Source organism: Klebsiella sp. X13, assembly GCF_003323835.1.
GTDB lineage: Bacteria > Pseudomonadota > Gammaproteobacteria > Enterobacterales > Enterobacteriaceae > Klebsiella > Klebsiella ornithinolytica.
The window spans coordinates 5103707-5124867 of record NZ_CP030874.1; the positions used below are offsets into that span (position 1 = coordinate 5103707).

Genomic DNA, 21161 nt, shown 5'->3' on the forward strand with positions numbered 1-21161 from the left:
CCGCCGACGGGGGAAACGACTTAGTATTCATCCCGATCGTCATCTTCATCCGGCTGCTCCATCACGCTATAAGCCACCGAGCAGAACAACGAGTTCAGGCGTTTCATATCCCCCAGTAACCCTAGATGCAGCGAGCTGGTCTCGATACTCTGCACGTTCTGCTGGTGCAGACGGTCGACGTGCGCGTGCGAGTAGCGGCGGTTCAGGATGCGGAAACGATGCTTGTTGCGGCGCAGGCGTCGGGCGCTCGGGACATCGCTGGAGAAAAAGACCGACATCGCCAGCTGTAGGTTGCTGAGCAGCTGCTCGTACAGCCCGTCCAGCTCCTTCAGCCCTTCCACTGAAAAGGCGCGGCGCGCCGCCAGCGATTTATCGGCGATTTCGCTGCCCATTCTCTCAACGATATCGGAAGCCTGCTCGAGATTGAGCGCCATTTCGATGATCTCCGCCCAGCGGCGGGACTCTTCTTCGGCCAGCTCGTCTTTCGGCATGCGGGCCAGATAGAGCTTGATCGCGGTGTAGAGCACGTTGATATCGTCCGCCAGCCTGCGCAGCTCTTTCTCCTCCCGCGGCTCGCCGTGCATCACCTTGTGCAGCCCCTCGAGCATCTGCTCCATCGCGTCGCCAATGCGCAACGTTTCGCGCGCGGCATTGGCCAACGCCAGCGCCGGCGTATCCAGCGCCGTAGTATCCAGATGTTTTGGTTTGAGATGGAGGTCCTGCTCGGGATCTTCATGAATCATCCGTTTGCAGAGTCTGGCCATGGGCTCGGCAAAGGGCACCATCGCCACGCAGCGAATCAGGTTGTAGAAGACGTGGAAGTAGATAACCAGTTCCGATTCCGGCAGCGGCATACGATGCATCGCATCGGCCAGCACATGCACAAACGGCAGAATAATCAGGCTGCCCACCAGCTTGAACAACAGACTGCCGAGCGCCACGCGGCGCGCAGAAGCGTTGGCGGCGCTGTTGTTGATCATCGCCAGAATCCCCGAGCCGAGGTTGGCGCCAATCACCAGGCACAGCGCAACCGGAAATGAAATCACCCCGGTTGAAGTCAGCGTTGCCGTTAGCAGCACGGCCGCCAGGCTGGAGTAGCTGATAATGGCAAACATGGCACCAATCAGCGCGTCGAGCATAATGTCGCCGGTCAGCGAGGCGAAAATCACCTGCACGCCATTTGCCTGGGTGATGGGATGAACCGCCTGCACAATCAGTTCCAGCGCTAACAGAATCAGCCCCAGGCCGATCCCCACCCGTCCGAGCTGGCCGGCACGCGTTTGTTTGCGCCCGAGGAAAAAAATCACGCCGATAAAAATCAGCAGCGGCGACAGCCACGACAGATCGAAGGTCAGCACCCTCGCCATCAATGCGGTCCCCACATCGGCCCCCAGCACAATCACCAGCGCAGGCGTCAGCGCGACCAGATCCTGAGCGACGAATGAGGTCACCAACATGGTGGTGGCATTGCTGCTCTGGACCAGAGCCGTGACGCCAATCCCCGCGCAGAAGGCGAGCGGTTTTTTCTCAACGCTACTACTGAGGACGGAACGCAGGCGCGCGCCAAATACGCGCATCACGCCGGTACGAACAATGTGGGTGCCCCAGACCAGCAGGGCAACAGCAGACAGCAGATGCAGCAGAGTTAACACGGATTCTTATTCTCCTTATTACCCGACGGACAGATACCGATAACCCGTCCTGAACGCACCGGGCTTATCCGGGAGATATCGTCCGGGGCGATATCAGTCGATGCCGGCCGTTGTGGATCAATACACCAGTATAAGGGTTTAACCACAATAAAGAGACAGGGCGCCATAATGGCGCCCTGTAAGTTGTAAGCTAAGTTGTCAGCTAAGTTGTCAGCTAAGATGACGGATTGGTGACTGCTCGCCTTCTAGTCCGCGTCATATCCCAGGTTTGGCGCCAGCCAGCGTTCAACTTCCGCAGGCGTCATCCCTTTACGCCGGGCATAATCTTCCACCTGATCGCGCTGAATTTGCGCCACCGCGTAATACTTACTGTCAGGATGGCTGAAGTACCAGCCGGAAACCGATGCGCCCGGCCACATGGCGAACGACTCGGTCAGCTTCATGCCGGTATGCGCCTCGACATCCAGCAGTTCCCAGATCACCGCTTTTTCGGTGTGCTCCGGACAGGCCGGGTAGCCCGGCGCAGGGCGAATCCCCTGGTAGTTTTCGCGGATCAGCTCCTCGTTACTGAGGTTCTCATTCGCCGCGTAGCCCCAGTAGACCTTACGCACACGTTCATGCAGGTATTCGGCAAACGCTTCCGCCAGACGGTCGGCGATGGCTTTGACCATGATCTTGTTGTAATCATCGTGCTGCGCATCAAACGCTTCCGCCAGCGCGTCCTCTTCCAGCCCGCCGGTCACCGCAAACGCGCCGAGGTAGTCAGCTTTGCCGCTGAGCTTCGGCGCCACAAAATCGGCAAGGCAGTAGTTGGCAAAGCCGACTTTTTCCGTCTGCTGACGCAGATGGTGGCTGACCGTCAGCACATGGGTGCGGGTTTCATCGCGATAGATTTCAATATCATCCCCCACCCGGTTGGCCGGGAATAACCCCACCACGCCGCGCGGATTCAGCGTCTTCTCTGCGCTCAGTTTATCCAGCATCTCGTTCGCATCGTGGAACAACCGCTTCGCTTCTTCGCCCACCACCTCGTCTTCGAGGATACGCGGGTATTTGCCGGCCAGCGACCAGGTCATAAAGAATGGCGTCCAGTCGATGTAGTTACGCAGGGTTTCGATGCTGGCTTCCACGCTCTGCACGCCCAGACGATGAGCAACCGGCGGCGTGTAGCTGGCCCAGTCAAAGGCCAGATCGTTATCACGAGCGGCAGCCAGGGTCACCGGCGGCGTGCGCGGTTTCTTGCGAGCGTGCTGGATACGCACGGTTTCGTACTCGCGACGCGTGCGCGCAACAAAATCATCGTGCTGCGTGTCGGAGAGCAGAGCCGAGACCACGCCCACGGTGCGCGAGGCATTCTGAACGTAGACCGTCGGGCCGCTGTAGTTCTGCTCGATTTTGACCGCCGTATGGGCCTTCGACGTCGTGGCTCCGCCAATCAGCAGAGGAATCGTAAAGCCCTGGCGTTCCATCTCTTTCGCCACATTGACCATTTCGTCCAGCGACGGGGTAATCAGCCCGGAGAGGCCAATCAGGTCGGCATTCACTTCGCGGGCGGTTTTGAGGATTTTGTCCGCCGGCACCATCACGCCAAGATCGATAATTTCGTAGTTATTGCACTGCAGCACCACGCCAACGATATTTTTACCGATGTCGTGGACGTCGCCTTTCACGGTCGCAATGACCATCTTGCCGTTGCTGGAGCCCTTTTCCTTGCTGGCTTCAATATACGGTTCCAGATAGGCGACCGCCTGTTTCATCACGCGGGCCGACTTTACCACCTGCGGCAGGAACATTTTGCCTTCGCCGAACAGATCGCCGACCACGTTCATGCCGTCCATCAGCGGGCCTTCTATCACTTCTATCGGACGAGCGGCCTGCTGGCGCGCCTCTTCGGTATCCAGCTCGATAAACTCGGTAATGCCTTTTACCAGCGAGTATTCAAGCCGTTTTTTCACGTCCCAGCTACGCCATTCCGCCTGCTGGGCGTTGGCGGAGTCGTCCGTTTTGCTACCGCGGTATTTTTCCGCCAGCTCCAGCAGACGCTCGGTGCCGTCAGCATGACGGTTGAGGATCACGTCTTCAACGGCATCGCGCAGTTCCACCGGCAGATCGTCATAAATCGCCAGCTGGCCGGCGTTAACGATCCCCATATCCATGCCGTTACGGATGGCGTAGTACAGGAAGACGGCGTGAATCGCTTCGCGAACCGGATCGTTGCCGCGGAACGAGAAGGAGACGTTCGAGACGCCGCCGGAAATCAGCGCGTGAGGCAGCTCGCGTTTAATGTCTTCACAGGCGCCGATAAAGTCCTGCGCATAGTTGTTGTGCTCTTCAATGCCGGTGGCGACGGCGAAGATATTGGGGTCAAAAATAATATCTTCCGGCGGGAAGCCCACCTCTTCGGTCAGAATCTTGTACGCCCGGCGGCAAATTTCGATTTTCCGCGCGCGGGTATCGGCCTGGCCAATTTCATCAAAGGCCATCACCACCACGGCAGCGCCGTAGCGACGCACCTTCTTCGCATGCTCAACGAAGGCCTCTACGCCCTCTTTCATCGAGATGGAGTTGACGATACCTTTGCCCTGAATACATTTCAGACCCTTTTCGATGACCTCCCATTTCGAGGAGTCGATCATAATCGGTACCCGGGCGATATCAGGCTCGCCGGCGATCAGATTAAGGAAACGCACCATCGCCGCTTCGGCGTCGAGCATCCCCTCATCCATGTTGATATCGATAATCTGCGCGCCGCTTTCCACCTGTTGACGGGCAACGTCCAGCGCTTCGTTATATTTTTCTTCTTTAATCAGGCGCTTGAATTTAGCTGAACCGGTCACGTTGGTCCGCTCGCCGACGTTAACAAACAGGCTGTCGTCGCCGATATTCAGCGGTTCCAGGCCGGCCAGACGGCAGGCGACCGGGATCTCCGGCAGCACGCGCGGCGCGAGGCCCGTAACGGCGCGCGTCATGGCGGCGATATGTTCCGGCGTGGTGCCGCAGCAGCCGCCGACGATGTTCAGGAAGCCCGATTCCGCCCATTCGCGAATCTGCGCCGCCATGGTGTCAGCGTCCAGATCGTATTCCCCAAAGGCGTTCGGCAGCCCGGCATTGGGGTGTGCAGTGACATAGCATTCGGCAATGCGCGACAGCTCCTGCACGTACTGGCGCAGCTCATCTGGCCCCAGCGCGCAGTTCAGGCCGAAGGTGAGCGCATCGGCGTGGCGCAGCGAGTTGTAAAAGGCTTCGGTCGTTTGCCCGGAGAGCGTACGGCCGGAGGCATCGGTGATGGTACCGGAGATCATGATCGGCAGTTCAACGCCCAGCGCCTCAAACTCCTCTTTCACGGCGAAGATCGCCGCTTTGGCGTTCAGGGTATCGAACACGGTCTCGATCAGAATCAGGTCAACGCCCCCTTCCACCAGCGCTTTGGTGGACTCGCGGTAAGCCTCCACCAGCCCATCAAAGGTAATATTGCGGTAGGCCGGGTCGTTAACATCGGGGGAAATAGAAGCGGTGCGGTTGGTCGGGCCGAGCACGCCCGCGACGTAGCGCGGTTTTTCCGGCGTGCGGGAAGTCCACTCATCGGCGCAGGCGCGCGCCAGCTTTGCCGCGACAAAGTTGATTTCCGCCGACAGGGATTCCATCTGGTAATCCGCCATCGCGATAGTCGTCGAGTTAAAGGTGTTGGTTTCAATGATATCCGCCCCCGCCTCAAAGTAGGCGTCATGGATAGCGGTTATCACCTCCGGCTTACTGAGCACCAGCAGATCGTTATTGCCTTTCAGATCGCACGGCCAGTCGGCAAAGCGTTCGCCGCGGAAGTCCTCTTCACTCAGACGATAGCCCTGGATCATGGTGCCCATGCCCCCATCCAGAACCAGAATACGTTTTTTTAACTGCTGATGCAGTTGTTCAACTTTGCTGCTCACACTCGCTCCCGACAACGCTCAACCAGACCGAAAAAACTCAACGGACCATACTGGCATAAAGCACCAGAGCGGAAAAGAGAACGACGGGCAATATGAGACATGTTCAGCTTCACTCCTCCGATCAGTCCGGTTGTGATTGCAAATCCGGCAAATAAAATGAAAACTATTTCCACGATACAGAAAAAAGGAATCTGCGATGGCTACTCCCGTTCCCGCTAAGCGCGGCAGAAAACCCGCGACGCCCGCCGCCCCTCAGGCTGGCGGCCAGGTTCAGTCGCTCACCCGTGGATTAAAATTGCTTGAATGGATTGCTGAGTCTCACAGCAGCGTGGCACTGACCGAACTGGCCCAGCAGGCCGGGCTGCCGAACTCCACCACCCATCGTCTGCTGACGACTATGCAGCAGCTGGGCTTTGTCCGCCAGGTTGGTGAGCTGGGCCACTGGTCCGTGGGCGCACATGCCTTTGTGGTCGGCAGCAGCTTTCTGCAAAGCCGCAATCTGCTGGCGATCGTCCACCCGATCCTGCGCCAGCTGATGGAAGATTCCGGTGAAACCGTCAATCTGGCGGTGCTCGATCAAAGCGATCACCAGGCAATTATTATTGATCAGGTGCAGTGTACGCAGCTGATGCGCATGTCGGCGCCGATTGGCGGTAAGCTCCCGATGCACGCCTCCGGCGCGGGTAAAGCGTTCCTGTCACAGCTCAGCGAAGAGCAGGTCACCGGTCTGCTGCATCGCAAAGGACTGCATGCTTATACTCACGCCACGCTGGTCTCTCCGGTCCATCTGAAAGAGGATTTAGCCCAGACGCGCAAGCGCGGCTATTCATTTGACGATGAAGAACATGCCCTCGGTTTACGCTGCGTCGCCTCCTGTATTTATGACGAACACCGCGAACCGTTTGCCGCAATCTCTATTTCCGGGCCGATTTCCCGGATGACCGACGATCGCGTCACCGAACTGGGGGCGCTGGTTATTAAAGCGGCGAAAGAGGTAACCCAGGCCTACGGCGGTATGCGCTAACCTCCGGCAATAAAGCAATAAAAGGATCCTATGATGAGCAAGCCGCTCGCGTTCTGGCAGGAAAAGTACCCGCAGGCCTTCTGCTGGTCTTTTGGCGATTCACCAGAAATGGCCGATGAACTGGCCTCTCTGGTCATTGCCGGGAAAAAACGTGCCACCTGCGGCTCTTTCGCCAGCTATCAGGCTGAGGAGCGCCCGGTGACGCCTGGTGCGGTACATATTGTGCTTAACGGCGCGGGCGAAGCAGTCTGCGTCATACGCACGCTGTCGCTACGCCTCATCCGCTTTAATGAAATGAGCGCGGAACTGGCCGCGCTGGAAGGGGAAGGCGATCTCAGTCTGGCGTACTGGCAGCAGGCTCATCAGGCATTTTTTGCCCGGGAAGGCAGCTGGTCGCCCGATATGGAGCTGGTCTTTGAAGAGTTCGCCGTGATCGAGGTGGCCTGAGAAGCACGCCTACCCCGCCTGCTGCAACGCGGCGTAGCGAACGCAAAAACGCTGACGGCGACGGTAGGCATAGACATCCTCCACATGGCCGTGACGAATGCGCGTCTGCAGCGCTCGCCAGTAGTCCGCCCGCAGCAGATCGGCATGCATCTCTTCAAACAGCGGCCCGATGCGCGGGTCAGCGCACAGCCAGTGTCGAAACTCTTCCGGGAAAACATCGCCCGGCGACACGCTGTACCACGGTTCGCTCGCCAGCTCATCTTCCGGGTAGCGCGGCGGCGGAATATCGCGGAAATTCACTTCGGTCATGTAGCAAATTTCATCGTAATCATAGAACACCACCCGGCCATGACGGGTCACGCCGAAATTTTTAAACAGCATATCGCCGGGGAAAATATTGGCGGCGGCAAGCTGGCGAATCGCGTTGCCATACTCCTCCACCGCATCGCGCAGCGCCTGGCCATTCACCTGCTCCAGCCAGATATTCAGCGGGACCATCCGGCGTTCGATATAGAGATGGCTGATGGCAATGCGATCGCCTAGATCGGTGATTTTTGCGCCGGCTTCCGTCTGCAGTAACGCCATCAGCGCCGGGGCAATCTGCCGTTTTTCCAGCACGAAGTTTTCAAACTCCTGGGTATCGGCCATTCTCCCGACGCGGTCATGTTCTTTTACCAGCTGATAGCAGGCGCGAACGTGGGCGGCGGTCATCTCCTTTTGCGGCGCAAAGCGGTCTTTGATCACCTTAAATACCCGGTCAAATCCCGGCAGAGTAAAGACCAGCATCACCATGCCGCGGATGCCCGGCGCCTCAATAAACTGCTCATCGCTGCGGGCAATATACTGCAGGTATTCGCGATAGCTTTCCGTCTTCGCATGCTTCTGGCAGCCAATCGCCATATACAGTTCGGCGGTGGTTTTACCCGGCAGAATATCGCGCAGCCATTCAACCAGCGCACCGGGCAGCGGCGCGTAGACCATAAAATAGGAGCGGGCGAAGCCAAACACGATGCTCGCTTCGGCATGAGTCGTCAGACAGGTATCAATAAACAGTTCGCCCTCCTCGCTGCGATGGAGTGGCAGCAAAAACGGCAGGGTTGCCACCGGCGTAACCAGTTTACCCACCAGCCAGGCGGCTTTATTGCGGTAAAAGAGTTCGTTCGCGATCTGCAGGTGGGAGCGGGATAACATCTCGCTTCCCAGCGCCTCCTGCAGGCTGGCGCTAATGTAGCCGATGTCGCGCGCCTTGTTTTGCCACGGCAGGCGCAGGGGTAAGTCGGTGAGAACTTTGCTTAACAGCACCTCCCAGCCGCGATCGGGAAAGAAGTTTTTTGCCAGTGGCCGTGGCAGGGAACGAAAGCTGCGTTCCGGCTGAGAAGTGAAAATAAAAAGCCGCTCGGGTGTCAGCGAGCGGTGGTCAAACAACCGGCAATAGACAGAATTAAAAAAGCTCTCCGCAATCTCAAAGCGAGGGTAATCCGGCAGCAGGTGCGTGTACTGCTCTTTCACCCGCAGTAAAAAATCCACGTCGGTGCTTTTGCCTTCGGTAATACAGCGCAGCTGTTCCACCACCAGCCCGACGTGATGATCATAAAGGTGAATTCGCTGCTTCATGGCCTGCTGAACCGCATGCCAGTCGGCATGTTCAAAACGCTGCTGCGCGCCTGAAGTGACTTCCAGAAAACGCCCGTACTGCGCGTCGAAGCCCTGTAAAATCGTTTGTGCAATCAATAATTCCAGGCCACGCGTCATCGCTTTTCCCCATCCGGCATCCGCTCATGCCGGATGGCGCGTTCGCTTATCCGGCCTACCACTTTCGTAGGCCCGGTAAGCGCAGCGCCACCGGGCAGCAATCAGAACTGCTCTTCTTCCGTCGAACCGGTCAACGCCGTGACCGAGGAAGCCCCGCCCTGGATAATCGTGGTGACTTTATCAAAGTAGCCAGTCCCCACTTCCTGCTGGTGAGAAACGAAGGTGTACCCTTGCGACGCGGCGGCAAACTCTGGCTGCTGCACTTTCTCAACATAGTGTTTCATGCCTTCACCCTGTGCGTAGGCATGGGCCAGGTCGAACATGTTGAACCACATGCTGTGGATCCCCGCCAGCGTGATGAACTGGTATTTGTAACCCATATCAGACAGCGACTGCTGGAAATGGGCGATGGTATTGTCATCAAGATTTTTCTTCCAGTTGAACGACGGCGAACAGTTGTAGGCCAGCAGTTTGCCCGGGAAACGCGCGTGAATCGCCTCGGCAAAGCGGCGAGCCTGCTCCAGATCGGGTTTCGAGGTTTCACACCACACCAGGTCCGCGTACGGCGCATAGGCCAGACCGCGACTGATCGCTTGTTCGATACCGGCATGGGTACGGAAAAATCCTTCGCTGGTGCGTTCGCCGGTGACAAACTCGCGATCGTACGGATCGCAGTCAGACGTAATCAGATCGGCTGCATCGGCATCCGTTCGCGCAATCACCAGCGTCGGTACGCCCATCACGTCCGCAGCCAGACGCGCCGCGACCAGCTTCTGAATGGCTTCCTGCGTCGGCACCAGCACTTTGCCGCCCATATGGCCGCACTTCTTCACCGATGCCAGCTGATCTTCAAAATGAACGGCCGCTGCACCGGCCTCAATCATCGATTTCATCAGCTCGAACGCGTTAAGCACACCGCCAAAACCCGCTTCGGCATCCGCCACGATCGGCAGGAAATAGTCGGTATAGCGCGGATCGCCCGGCTCAACCCCCGCCGACCACTGGATCTGATCCGCGCGACGGAAGGTGTTGTTGATCCGATCGACCACCGCAGGTACCGAGTTTGCCGGATACAGCGATTGATCCGGGTACATGCTGGAGGCGAGGTTGGCATCCGCCGCCACCTGCCAGCCGGAGAGATAAATCGCCTCGATCCCGGCCTTCGCCTGCTGCAATGCCTGCCCGCCCGTCAATGCGCCGAGGCTGTTGATGTAGCCTTTTTTCGCTTCGCCATGCAGCAGTCGCCACATTTTGGCCGCCCCCAGCTGCGCCAGCGTGCATTCCGGATTGACCGAGCCGCGCAATTTCACCACGTCCTCAGCGCTATAGGGGCGGGTAATGCCTTCCCAACGCGGTTGTGTCCACTCTTTGTTTAATTCTTCGATTTGTTGGGTACGGGTTTTCATGTGCAGATGCTCCATTATTTTCTCCTGGCTTCCCAGGCGTTATCGGTGAAAGCAGTTTGGCCGCGGCCAAAAAGACAAACAAAATTGCCCGCTGATTACGCCAGCAGGCGGTAGCCCGGCAGCGTCAGGAAGTCGATTAACTCCTCTGAGGTGGTGATCTGTTCCATCAGGCGAGCGGCATCGTCAAAACGTCCGCTGCTGTAGCGGTGTTCGCCGAGCTCCTCCTGAATGACCATCAGCTCTTCCGCCAACCACTGACGGAACAGCGTCTTGGTGACCGGCGTACCGTCATTGAGGGTTTTCTGATGGTGAATCCATTGCCAGATGGAGGTCCGCGAAATTTCGGCGGTCGCCGCATCTTCCATCAGACCGTAAATCGGGACGCAGCCGTTGCCGGAGATCCAGGCTTCGATATACTGCACCGCGACGCGAATATTGGCGCGCATCCCCGCTTCCGTACGTTCGCCCTCACAGGGCGCCAGCAGCTGGTCGGCGGCGATCGGCGCATCTTCTTCCCGGCTGACGAACAGCTGGTTAGGACGTTCGCCCAAGACCTGGTTGAAGACCGCCATGGCGGTATCCGCCAGCCCCGGATGGGCGATCCAGGTGCCGTCGTGGCCATTTTTCGCTTCCAGCTCTTTATCTGCGGTAACTTTGGCAAGGACCTGGCGGTTACGGTCAGCATCTTTGCTGGGGATAAACGCCGCCATTCCCCCCATCGCGAACGCGCCGCGTTTATGGCAGGTCTTAATCAACAGACGCGAATAGGCGCTGAGGAACGGCTTATCCATCGTGACAACCTGACGGTCGGGTAAGACGCGGTCGCCATGGTTTTTTAATGTTTTGATATAGCTGAAAATGTAATCCCAGCGTCCGCAGTTCAGACCGACGATATGGTCCCGCAGCGCATGCAGAATTTCATCCATCTGGAACACCGCCGGCAGGGTTTCAATTAACAGCGTGGCCTTGATCGTGCCGCGCGGCAGTGCAAAACGATCTTCGGTGTAGCTGAAGACATCGCTCCACCATGCCGCTTCCTGCCAGGCCTGGGTTTTCGGCAGATAGAAGTAAGGACCGCTGCCTTTTGCCAGCAGGTTTTTGTAGTTGTGGAAAAAATAGAGCGCGAAATCAAACAGGCTGCCGGGAATCGACTCACCGCGCCACGTAACATGCTTTTCCGGCAGATGCAGGCCGCGCACGCGGCATACCAGTACCGCCGGATCGGGTTTCAGCTGGTAAATCTTGCCGGCTTCATTGGTGTAGCTGATGGTGCCATTTACCGCATCGCGCAGGTTAATCTGGCCATCAATGACTTTGTTCCAGTCCGGTGCCAGCGAGTCCTCAAAATCTGCCATAAAGACTTTCACGTTGGCATTGAGGGCGTTAATCACCATTTTGCGCTCTACCGGTCCGGTGATTTCCACCCGACGATCCTGTAAATCGGCGGGAATACCGCGGATCGTCCAGTCACCATTTCTAATGGAAGCTGTTTCCGAAATAAAATCAGGCAGTCTTCCTGCGTCAATCGCCTGCTGTTGCTGAATACGCGCCGCCAGTAGTTTATTGCGCTCAGGCGTAAACCGGCTCACCAGTTCCGTCAGAAACTCCACCGCCTCAGGCGTTAAAATCTGCTTTTCCTGCTCGCCATATGGCCGGCCGAAGGCCAGTTCGTCAGTTATTGTCGCCTGTTGCGTCATTTTGTAGCTCCTATTGGTTGATCCAGTTGGCGCGAGTGAACGATCGTTGTCTGGTTTTCGCTCAACACAATTAAGACTACTCAATAAAATCACAAAATCAAAAACAATTTCCATTTTTAATTTAATTAAAACGCAACATACTGATAACATTAAAATTAAAGTTATTCTTTATCGTGAGTTGAATTTCGGAAACAAAAAAGGCACCCGAAGGTGCCAGAGGCAAAATGCTGAAACGCTTTAGGATCGCGTTATCTGGAGGATTAATCCAAAGTCGGATTCATATTCCGCAGATCGTATGGAGTGATCTGGTAGACGTAATAGTTAAGCCAGTTTGCAAACAGCAGATTTCCATGGCTGCGCCAGGTGGCTCGCGGTTTGTTTTGCGGATCGTTTTGCGGGAAATAATTATACGGGATGTCCGGACTCAGGCCGGCTTCCACATCGCGGAAATATTCGCTGGCCAAAGTGTTGGCATCGTATTCCGGGTGGCCGGTCACAAAGGCAATTCGCTTATCTTTGCTGGCAAACAGGTAGGCATCACCCTCTTCCGTTTCTGCCAGGATCTCTAAATCGGTGTAGTCGCGAATCAGCGCCGCCGGGAAATCCGCGTAGCGAGAGTGTGGGGCGAGGAAAGAGTCATCAAAACCGCGGGTCAGCAGCGCGTGAGGATGCAGAATATGATGCTCATAAACGCCGGAAATTTTTTCTGCGCGGGTCTGCTTAGGAATGCCATACAGAATATTGAGTGCAGCCTGTACCGCCCAACAGACAAAAAGCGTAGAAGTGACGTGATCTTTCGCCCACTCCAGCACCTGTTTGATCTGCGGCCAGTAGGCAACATCATTAAATTCAACCAGCCCCAGCGGGGCGCCGGTGACGATCAGGCCGTCAAAGTTCTGGTCGCAAATATCGTCGAAGTTACAGTAGAAGTTATTCAGGTGTTCACTTGGCGTATTGCGGGATTCACGCGCATCGATGCGCAGAAGCTGGATATCAAGCTGCAGCGGAGAGTTCGAAAGCAGGCGCAGGAACTGATTCTCCGTCTCGATTTTTTTCGGCATCAGGTTAAGGATAAGTACCTTCAGCGGACGAATTTCCTGAGTTGTTGCACGCGTAGTCGTCATCACAAAGACGTTCTCACTACGCAAGAAATTGACGGCTGGTAGCTCGTCCTGCACCCGAATCGGCATAACTTGATTACCTCATAGCATACGTATAAACGTTTAGACATCCAGACAGCTAACAATAACCAGGAATAATGAAAATGTCGAGTCTGCAAGCGGAAGGTGAGAAAGTTTCAACCATCTCCAGGATAGAATACAGCGGTTAATCGCAAGGAAATATCATGAATATAGTGATTCGACGTTCGCGCAGCGATGAGAGCGAACAACTGATTGAAATCTGGCGCCGTTCCGTTGATGCAACGCATCACTTTCTTTCAGCGCAGGACCGAAGGGAAATTGAGCGGCAGGTGTGCGCATTTTTTCCTCAGGCGCCGCTATGGGTTGCGGTCACGCATGAGGACAGGCCCTGCGCATTGATGCTGCTGTCCGAACAGCATCTGGAAGCCCTTTTTGTTGATCCTGACTTTCGCGGTATGGGCGTGGGTCGCCAGTTAGTCATGTATGCTCTGGGATTGATCCCCCGACTCACAACCGACGTGAATGAGCAGAACGCGCAGGCGGTAGGATTTTACGCGAATATGGGGTTTGTGGTTAGCGGGCGATCCGATCATGACGACCATGGCCGACCCTATCCGCTGCTTCATTTGCGTTATGACGCGCGTTAAAACGCAAAAAGCCCGTCGGTGAGGACGGGCTTCTGACTGATTTGATGCCTGGCCGTTTATGGCGGGCTTTCCTGCCCGCCACCCTTCGGGCCGTTGCTTCGCAACGTTCAAATCCGCTCCCGGCGGATTTGTCCTGCTCAAAGAGTCACTCACCGACAAACAACAGATAAAACAAAAGGCCCAGTCTTCCGACTGAGCCTTTTGTTCTATTTGATGCCTGGCAGTTCCCTACTCTCACATGGGGAGACCCCACACTACCATCGGCGCTACGGCGTTTCACTTCTGAGTTCGGCATGGGGTCAGGTGGGACCACCGCGCTATCGCCGCCAGGCAAATTCTGTTTTCACCCCGCATTCCTGCGTGATGATGAATCTGTAATCAAGCTGAACATTTCGTCTCTTCGCCAAAACAGCTTCGGCGTTGTAAGGTTAAGCCTCACGGTTCATTAGTATCGGTTAGCTCAACGTATCGCTACGCTTACACACCCGACCTATCAACGTCGTCGTCTTCAACGTTCCTTCAGGACTCTCAAGGAGTCAGGGAGAACTCATCTCGGGGCAAGTTTCGTGCTTAGATGCTTTCAGCACTTATCTTTTCCGCATTTAGCTACCGGGCAATGCCATTGGCATGACAACCCGAACACCAGTGATGCGTCCACTCCGGTCCTCTCGTACTAGGAGCAGCCCCCCTCAATTCTCCAGCGCCCACGGCAGATAGGGACCGAACTGTCTCACGACGTTCTAAACCCAGCTCGCGTACCACTTTAAATGGCGAACAGCCATACCCTTGGGACCTACTTCAGCCCCAGGATGTGATGAGCCGACATCGAGGTGCCAAACACCGCCGTCGATATGAACTCTTGGGCGGTATCAGCCTGTTATCCCCGGAGTACCTTTTATCCGTTGAGCGATGGCCCTTCCATTCAGAACCACCGGATCACTATGACCTGCTTTCGCACCTGCTCGCGCCGTCACGCTCGCAGTCAAGCTAGCTTATGCCATTGCACTAACCTCCTGATGTCCGACCAGGATTAGCTAACCTTCGTGCTCCTCCGTTACTCTTTGGGAGGAGACCGCCCCAGTCAAACTACCCACCAGACACTGTCCGCAACCCGGATCACGGGTCTACGTTAGAACATCAAACATTAAAGGGTGGTATTTCAAGGTTGGCTCCATGCAGACTGGCGTCCACACTTCAAAGCCTCCCACCTATCCTACACATCAAGGCTCAATGTTCAGTGTCAAGCTATAGTAAAGGTTCACGGGGTCTTTCCGTCTTGCCGCGGGTACACTGCATCTTCACAGCGAGTTCAATTTCACTGAGTCTCGGGTGGAGACAGCCTGGCCATCATTACGCCATTCGTGCAGGTCGGAACTTACCCGACAAGGAATTTCGCTACCTTAGGACCGTTATAGTTACGGCCGCCGTTTACCGGGGCTTCGATCAAGAGCTTCTCCTTACGGATAACCCCATCAATTAACCTTCCGGCACCGGGCAGGCGTCACACCGTATACGTCCACTTTCGTGTTTGCACAGTGCTGTGTTTTTAATAAACAGTTGCAGCCAGCTGGTATCTTCGACTGATTTCAGCTCCACGAGCAAGTCGCTTCACCTACCATCAGCGTGCCTTCTCCCGAAGTTACGGCACCATTTTGCCTAGTTCCTTCACCCGAGTTCTCTCAAGCGCCTTGGTATTCTCTACCTGACCACCTGTGTCGGTTTGGGGTACGATTCGTTGTTACCTGATGCTTAGAGGCTTTTCCTGGAAGCAGGGCATTTGTTACTTCAGCACCGTAGTGCCTCGTCGTCACACCTCAGCGTTGAATAAACGACCGGATTTACCTAATCGTTCCGCCTACATGCTTAAACCGGGACAACCGTCGCCCGGCTAACATAGCCTTCTCCGTCCCCCCTTCGCAGTAACACCGAGTACAGGAATATTAACCTGTTTCCCATCGACTACGCCTTTCGGCCTCGCCTTAGGGGTCGACTCACCCTGCCCCGATTAACGTTGGACAGGAACCCTTGGTCTTCCGGCGAGCGGGCTTTTCACCCGCTTTATCGTTACTTATGTCAGCATTCGCACTTCTGATACCTCCAGCAACCCTCACAGGCCACCTTCAACGGCTTACAGAACGCTCCCCTACCCAACAACACATAGTGTCGCTGCCGCAGCTTCGGTGCATGGTTTAGCCCCGTTACATCTTCCGCGCAGGCCGACTCGACCAGTGAGCTATTACGCTTTCTTTAAATGATGGCTGCTTCTAAGCCAACATCCTGGCTGTCTGTGCCTTCCCACATCGTTTCCCACTTAACCATGACTTTGGGACCTTAGCTGGCGGTCTGGGTTGTTTCCCTCTTCACGACGGACGTTAGCACCCGCCGTGTGTCTCCCGTGATAACATTCTTCGGTATTCGTAGTTTGCATCGGGTTGGTAAGTCGGGATGACCCCCTAGCCGAAACAGTGCTCTACCCCCGAAGATGAATTCACGAGGCGCTACCTAAATAGCTTTCGGGGAGAACCAGCTATCTCCCGGTTTGATTGGCCTTTCACCCCCAGCCACAAGTCATCCGCTAATTTTTCAACATTAGTCGGTTCGGTCCTCCAGTTAGTGTTACCCAACCTTCAACCTGCCCATGGCTAGATCACCGGGTTTCGGGTCTATACCCTGCAACTTAACGCCCAGTTAAGACTCGGTTTCCCTGCGGCTCCCCTATACGGTTAACCTTGCTACAGAATATAAGTCGCTGACCCATTATACAAAAGGTACGCAGTCACCTAACAAGTAGGCTCCCACTGCTTGTACGTACACGGTTTCAGGTTCTTTTTCACTCCCCTCGCCGGGGTTCTTTTCGCCTTTCCCTCACGGTACTGGTTCACTATCGGTCAGTCAGGAGTATTTAGCCTTGGAGGATGGTCCCCCCATATTCAGACAGGATACCACGTGTCCCGCCCTACTCTTCGAGTTCACAACGTGTGCATTTTAGTGTACGGGGCTATCACCCTGTACCGCCGGACTTTCCAGACCGTTCCACTAACACACGCGCTGATTCAGACTCTGGGCTCCTCCCCGTTCGCTCGCCGCTACTGGGGGAATCTCGGTTGATTTCTTTTCCTCGGGGTACTTAGATGTTTCAGTTCCCCCGGTTCGCTTCGTTAAGCTATGTATTCACTTAACGATAGTGTGTCGAAACACACTGGGTTTCCCCATTCGGAAATCGCCGGTTATAACGGTTCATATCACCTTACCGACGCTTATCGCAGATTAGCACGTCCTTCATCGCCTCTGACTGCCAGGGCATCCACCGTGTACGCTTAGTCGCTTAACCTCACAACCCGAAGCTGTTTCGTAAAACAGTCCGCGTTGCGAAAATTTGAGAGACTCGAACACACCGCTTTTTCCTCTCTTATTACGGAGAAAGGAAACAGTGTGTCGTTTCAATTTTCAGCTTGATCCAGATTTTTAAAGAGCAAATATCTCAAACGTGATTCCTGAGAATCAGTTTTGAGATATGGAGGTCGGCGACTTTCACTCACGAACCAGCAAGTGGCGTCCCCTAGGGGATTCGAACCCCTGTTACCGCCGTGAAAGGGCGGTGTCCTGGGCCTCTAGACGAAGGGGACACTGAAGTCTCAATCGCAAGACGCCTTGCTATTTACTTTTCATCAGACAATCTGTGTGAGCACTACAAAGGCAGGTTCTTTCAGGTAAGGAGGTGATCCAACCGCAGGTTCCCCTACGGTTACCTTGTTACGACTTCACCCCAGTCATGAATCACAAAGTGGTAAGCGCCCTCCCGAAGGTTAAGCTACCTACTTCTTTTGCAACCCACTCCCATGGTGTGACGGGCGGTGTGTACAAGGCCCGGGAACGTATTCACCGTAGCATTCTGATCTACGATTACTAGCGATTCCGACTTCATGGAGTCGAGTTGCAGACTCCAATCCGGACTACGACATACTTTATGAGGTCCGCTTGCTCTCGCGAGGTCGCTTCTCTTTGTATATGCCATTGTAGCACGTGTGTAGCCCTACTCGTAAGGGCCATGATGACTTGACGTCATCCCCACCTTCCTCCAGTTTATCACTGGCAGTCTCCTTTGAGTTCCCGGCCGGACCGCTGGCAACAAAGGATAAGGGTTGCGCTCGTTGCGGGACTTAACCCAACATTTCACAACACGAGCTGACGACAGCCATGCAGCACCTGTCTCAGAGTTCCCGAAGGCACCAAAGCATCTCTGCTAAGTTCTCTGGATGTCAAGAGTAGGTAAGGTTCTTCGCGTTGCATCGAATTAAACCACATGCTCCACCGCTTGTGCGGGCCCCCGTCAATTCATTTGAGTTTTAACCTTGCGGCCGTACTCCCCAGGCGGTCGACTTAACGCGTTAGCTCCGGAAGCCACTCCTCAAGGGAACAACCTCCAAGTCGACATCGTTTACAGCGTGGACTACCAGGGTATCTAATCCTGTTTGCTCCCCACGCTTTCGCACCTGAGCGTCAGTCTTTGTCCAGGGGGCCGCCTTCGCCACCGGTATTCCTCCAGATCTCTACGCATTTCACCGCTACACCTGGAATTCTACCCCCCTCTACAAGACTCAAGCCTGCCAGTTTCAAATGCAGTTCCCAGGTTGAGCCCGGGGATTTCACATCTGACTTAACAGACCGCCTGCGTGCGCTTTACGCCCAGTAATTCCGATTAACGCTTGCACCCTCCGTATTACCGCGGCTGCTGGCACGGAGTTAGCCGGTGCTTCTTCTGCGAGTAACGTCAATCACTAAGGTTATTAACCTTAATGCCTTCCTCCTCGCTGAAAGTACTTTACAACCCGAAGGCCTTCTTCATACACGCGGCATGGCTGCATCAGGCTTGCGCCCATTGTGCAATATTCCCCACTGCTGCCTCCCGTAGGAGTCTGGACCGTGTCTCAGTTCCAGTGTGGCTGGTCATCCTCTCAGACCAGCTAGGGATCGTCGCCTAGGTGAGCCATTACCCCACCTACTAGCTAATCCCATCTGGGCACATCTGATGGCATGAGGCCCGAAGGTCCCCCACTTTGGTCTTGCGACGTTATGCGGTATTAGCTACCGTTTCCAGTAGTTATCCCCCTCCATCAGGCAGTTTCCCAGACATTACTCACCCGTCCGCCGCTCGTCACCCGAGAGCAAGCTCTCTGTGCTACCGCTCGACTTGCATGTGTTAGGCCTGCCGCCAGCGTTCAATCTGAGCCATGATCAAACTCTTCAATTTAAGTTTGATGCTCGTGAATTAAACTTCGTAATGAATTACGTGTTCACTCAGAGACTTGGTATTCATTTTTCGTCCGAGGACGTTAAGAATCCATGTCACTTTGAGTGCCCACACAGATTGTCTGATAAATTGTTAAAGAGCAGTGCGACGGCGCTGAGCGCTCTGTCGCGAGGTGGCGTATATTACGCTTTCCTCTTTCAGAGTCAACCTCGTTTTTCAGAAGTTTTCTCTTTCAACCCGGCGGCTTGTTTGCCGTTGTTCCGTGTCGATGGAGGCGCATTATAGGGAGTTCTCGAGCGCCCGCAATAGAAAAATTGCAGAAAAATGACTGACTGCTGCATTCCCCAGCAAAACCCCGCTTTATACCCTGTTACACACAGAATTATCCACAGATCGCGCCCCTTCTTACCTGATAAAGTCCGTCAAAAGCCCCTTCTATATAGAGAAGAGAGCGGCAAAAAAGAGAAAGATAAAAATTCGCGAGCGTTGCGCAAACGTTTTCGTTACAATGCCGCGCTATGACAAGGATGCCCGGTTGGGTGCGTTAGGTGAGTTTTTCGACAAAAACTCACCTAACGCTCTCTGTAATGTTCAAATCCTGGGGATTTAATACCATGCAACAACGTCGTCCAGTCCGCCGCGCTCTGCTCAGTGTTTCTGACAAGGCCGGTATCGTCGAATTCGCGCAGGCTCTTTCCGCTCGTGGTGTTGAGCTACTGTCTACGGGTGGTACCGCACGCCTGCTGGCTGAGAAAGGTCTGCCGGTAACCGAAGTCTCTGACTACACCGGTTTCCCGGAAATGATGGATGGACGCGTTAAGACCCTGCATCCAAAAGTACACGGCGGTATTCTCGGCCGTCGCGGCCAGGATGATGAGATCATGGTCCAGCACGCGATCTCTCCTATCGATATGGTTGTTGTTAACCTTTATCCGTTTGCCCAGACCGTCGCCCGCGAAGGGTGTTCGCTGGAAGATGCGGTAGAAAATATCGATATCGGCGGCCCGACCATGGTGCGCTCCGCGGCCAAGAACCATAAAGACGTGGCTATCGTCGTGAAGAGCCATGACTACCACGCCATTATTAAAGAGATGGATGCTAACGACGGTTCCCTGACTCTGGAAACCCGCTTCGATCTCGCCATTAAAGCTTTCGAACACACCGCTGCCTACGACAGCATGATTGCCAACTACTTCGGCAGCATGGTTCCGGCCTATCATGGTGAGACTCAGGAAGCCTCCGGCCGCTTCCCGCGTACGCTGAACCTGAACTTCATTAAGAAGCAGGATATGCGCTACGGCGAGAACAGCCATCAGCAGGCTGCCTTCTATATAGAAGAAGACATTAAAGAGGCGTCGGTTGCGACCGCCACTCAGGTTCAAGGCAAAGCCCTTTCTTATAACAACATCGCCGATACCGATGCGGCGCTGGAGTGCGTGAAAGAGTTCAGCGAACCGGCCTGCGTGATTGTCAAACACGCCAACCCGTGCGGCGTCGCAGTCAGCACTTCAATTCTGGATGCTTACGATCGCGCCTACAAAACCGACCCGACCTCCGCATTCGGCGGCATTATCGCCTTCAACCGTGAACTGGATGCGGAAACCGCACAGGCCATCATTTCTCGCCAGTTTGTTGAAGTGATCATTGCCCCATCCGCCAGCGAAGAGGCCCTGAAGGTGACGGCGGCCAAGCAGAACGTCCGCGTTCTGACCTGCGGCGAGTGGGCGGCACGCGTCCCGGGTCTCGATTTCAAACGCGTTAACGGCGGCCTGCTGGTTCAGGATCGCGACCTGGGCATGGTCACCGAGAGCGATCTGCGCGTCGTGACGAAACGCCAGCCTACCGAGCAGGAACTGCGCGACGCGCTGTTCTGCTGGAAAGTGGCGAAGTTCGTGAAATCCAACGCGATTGTCTATGCAAAAGAGAACATGACCATCGGGATAGGTGCAGGCCAGATGAGCCGCGTTTACTCGGCGAAAATTGCCGGTATCAAAGCGGGCGATGAAGGTCTGGAAGTGAAAGGCTCGGCAATGGCTTCTGACGCCTTCTTCCCGTTCCGTGACGGTATCGACGCTGCTGCTGCAGTGGGCATTACCTGTGTTATCCAGCCTGGCGGTTCTATCCGTGACGATGAAGTCATTGCCGCAGCTGACGAACACGGCATTGCGATGATCTTCACCGACATGCGTCACTTCCGCCATTAATTCACGGAGC

At 55.3% G+C, this 21161-nt stretch carries 10 protein-coding genes, 1 tRNA gene and 3 rRNA genes; 4 read left to right on the forward strand and 10 right to left on the reverse strand.

Annotated elements, in window-relative coordinates; all coding sequences use genetic code 11:
* Positions 1 to 20 precede the first annotated feature (20 nt).
* On the reverse strand, positions 21 to 1652 hold the full coding sequence (locus DSD31_RS24360; RefSeq protein WP_004856393.1) for a Na/Pi cotransporter family protein: 1632 nt from the start codon (positions 1650 to 1652) through the stop codon (positions 21 to 23).
* Positions 1653 to 1897: 245 nt separating this feature from the next.
* The gene (metH, locus tag DSD31_RS24365; RefSeq protein ID WP_032718530.1) at positions 1898 to 5581 is read right to left on the reverse strand and encodes a methionine synthase; all 3684 of its coding nucleotides are present in this window, start codon (positions 5579 to 5581) and stop codon (positions 1898 to 1900) included.
* Positions 5582 to 5777: 196 nt separating this feature from the next.
* On the opposite strand from metH, the gene iclR reads away from it, so the two are divergent.
* Both iclR and DSD31_RS24375 read left to right on the forward strand, forming a co-directional pair.
* On the forward strand, positions 5778 to 6605 hold the full coding sequence (gene iclR, locus DSD31_RS24370) for a glyoxylate bypass operon transcriptional repressor IclR (RefSeq protein ID WP_004856386.1): 828 nt from the start codon (positions 5778 to 5780) through the stop codon (positions 6603 to 6605).
* Between the two features lie 33 nt (positions 6606 to 6638).
* Positions 6639 to 7052, forward strand: coding sequence for an ASCH domain-containing protein (locus tag DSD31_RS24375; protein ID WP_004856384.1), 414 nt, complete (start codon positions 6639 to 6641; stop codon positions 7050 to 7052).
* A 9-nt stretch (positions 7053 to 7061) separates the two neighbouring features.
* Here DSD31_RS24375 and aceK read toward each other — a convergent pair whose 3' ends face one another.
* The 4 genes from aceK to metA all read right to left on the reverse strand — a co-directional run bounded on the left by aceK (position 7062) and on the right by metA (position 13097).
* The gene (gene aceK / locus DSD31_RS24380) at positions 7062 to 8804 is read right to left on the reverse strand and encodes a bifunctional isocitrate dehydrogenase kinase/phosphatase (RefSeq protein ID WP_004856382.1); all 1743 of its coding nucleotides are present in this window, start codon (positions 8802 to 8804) and stop codon (positions 7062 to 7064) included.
* A 101-nt stretch (positions 8805 to 8905) separates the two neighbouring features.
* Positions 8906 to 10210, reverse strand: coding sequence for an isocitrate lyase (gene aceA / locus DSD31_RS24385; RefSeq protein WP_032718554.1), 1305 nt, complete (start codon positions 10208 to 10210; stop codon positions 8906 to 8908).
* Positions 10211 to 10305: 95 nt separating this feature from the next.
* On the reverse strand, positions 10306 to 11907 hold the full coding sequence (gene aceB, locus DSD31_RS24390; RefSeq protein ID WP_004856378.1) for a malate synthase A: 1602 nt from the start codon (positions 11905 to 11907) through the stop codon (positions 10306 to 10308).
* Between the two features lie 260 nt (positions 11908 to 12167).
* On the reverse strand, positions 12168 to 13097 hold the full coding sequence (gene metA, locus DSD31_RS24395) for a homoserine O-acetyltransferase MetA (protein ID WP_004856375.1): 930 nt from the start codon (positions 13095 to 13097) through the stop codon (positions 12168 to 12170).
* 155 nt (positions 13098 to 13252) lie between these two features.
* On the opposite strand from metA, the gene DSD31_RS24400 reads away from it, so the two are divergent.
* Positions 13253 to 13696 (forward strand): acetyltransferase, encoded by a 444-nt coding sequence (locus tag DSD31_RS24400; protein WP_048024718.1) that lies wholly within the window; start codon positions 13253 to 13255, stop codon positions 13694 to 13696.
* 215 nt (positions 13697 to 13911) lie between these two features.
* On the opposite strand, the gene rrf is transcribed toward DSD31_RS24400, so the two are convergent.
* The 4 genes from rrf to DSD31_RS24420 all read right to left on the reverse strand — a co-directional run bounded on the left by rrf (position 13912) and on the right by DSD31_RS24420 (position 18947).
* Positions 13912 to 14027: ribosomal RNA gene (rrf, locus tag DSD31_RS24405) — 5S ribosomal RNA — on the reverse strand.
* 93 nt (positions 14028 to 14120) lie between these two features.
* Positions 14121 to 17027: ribosomal RNA gene (locus DSD31_RS24410) — 23S ribosomal RNA — on the reverse strand.
* A 219-nt stretch (positions 17028 to 17246) separates the two neighbouring features.
* Positions 17247 to 17322 (reverse strand) — tRNA-Glu (locus DSD31_RS24415).
* A gap of 85 nt (positions 17323 to 17407) precedes the next feature.
* A 16S ribosomal RNA gene (locus DSD31_RS24420) occupies positions 17408 to 18947 on the reverse strand.
* Together the 16S, 23S and 5S rRNA genes with 1 tRNA gene alongside form the textbook arrangement of a ribosomal RNA operon.
* Before the next feature lie 614 nt (positions 18948 to 19561).
* Here DSD31_RS24420 and purH point away from each other — a divergent pair.
* Positions 19562 to 21151, forward strand: coding sequence for a bifunctional phosphoribosylaminoimidazolecarboxamide formyltransferase/IMP cyclohydrolase (gene purH / locus DSD31_RS24440; RefSeq protein ID WP_113991355.1), 1590 nt, complete (start codon positions 19562 to 19564; stop codon positions 21149 to 21151).
* The last annotated feature ends 10 nt before the right edge of the window (positions 21152 to 21161 follow it).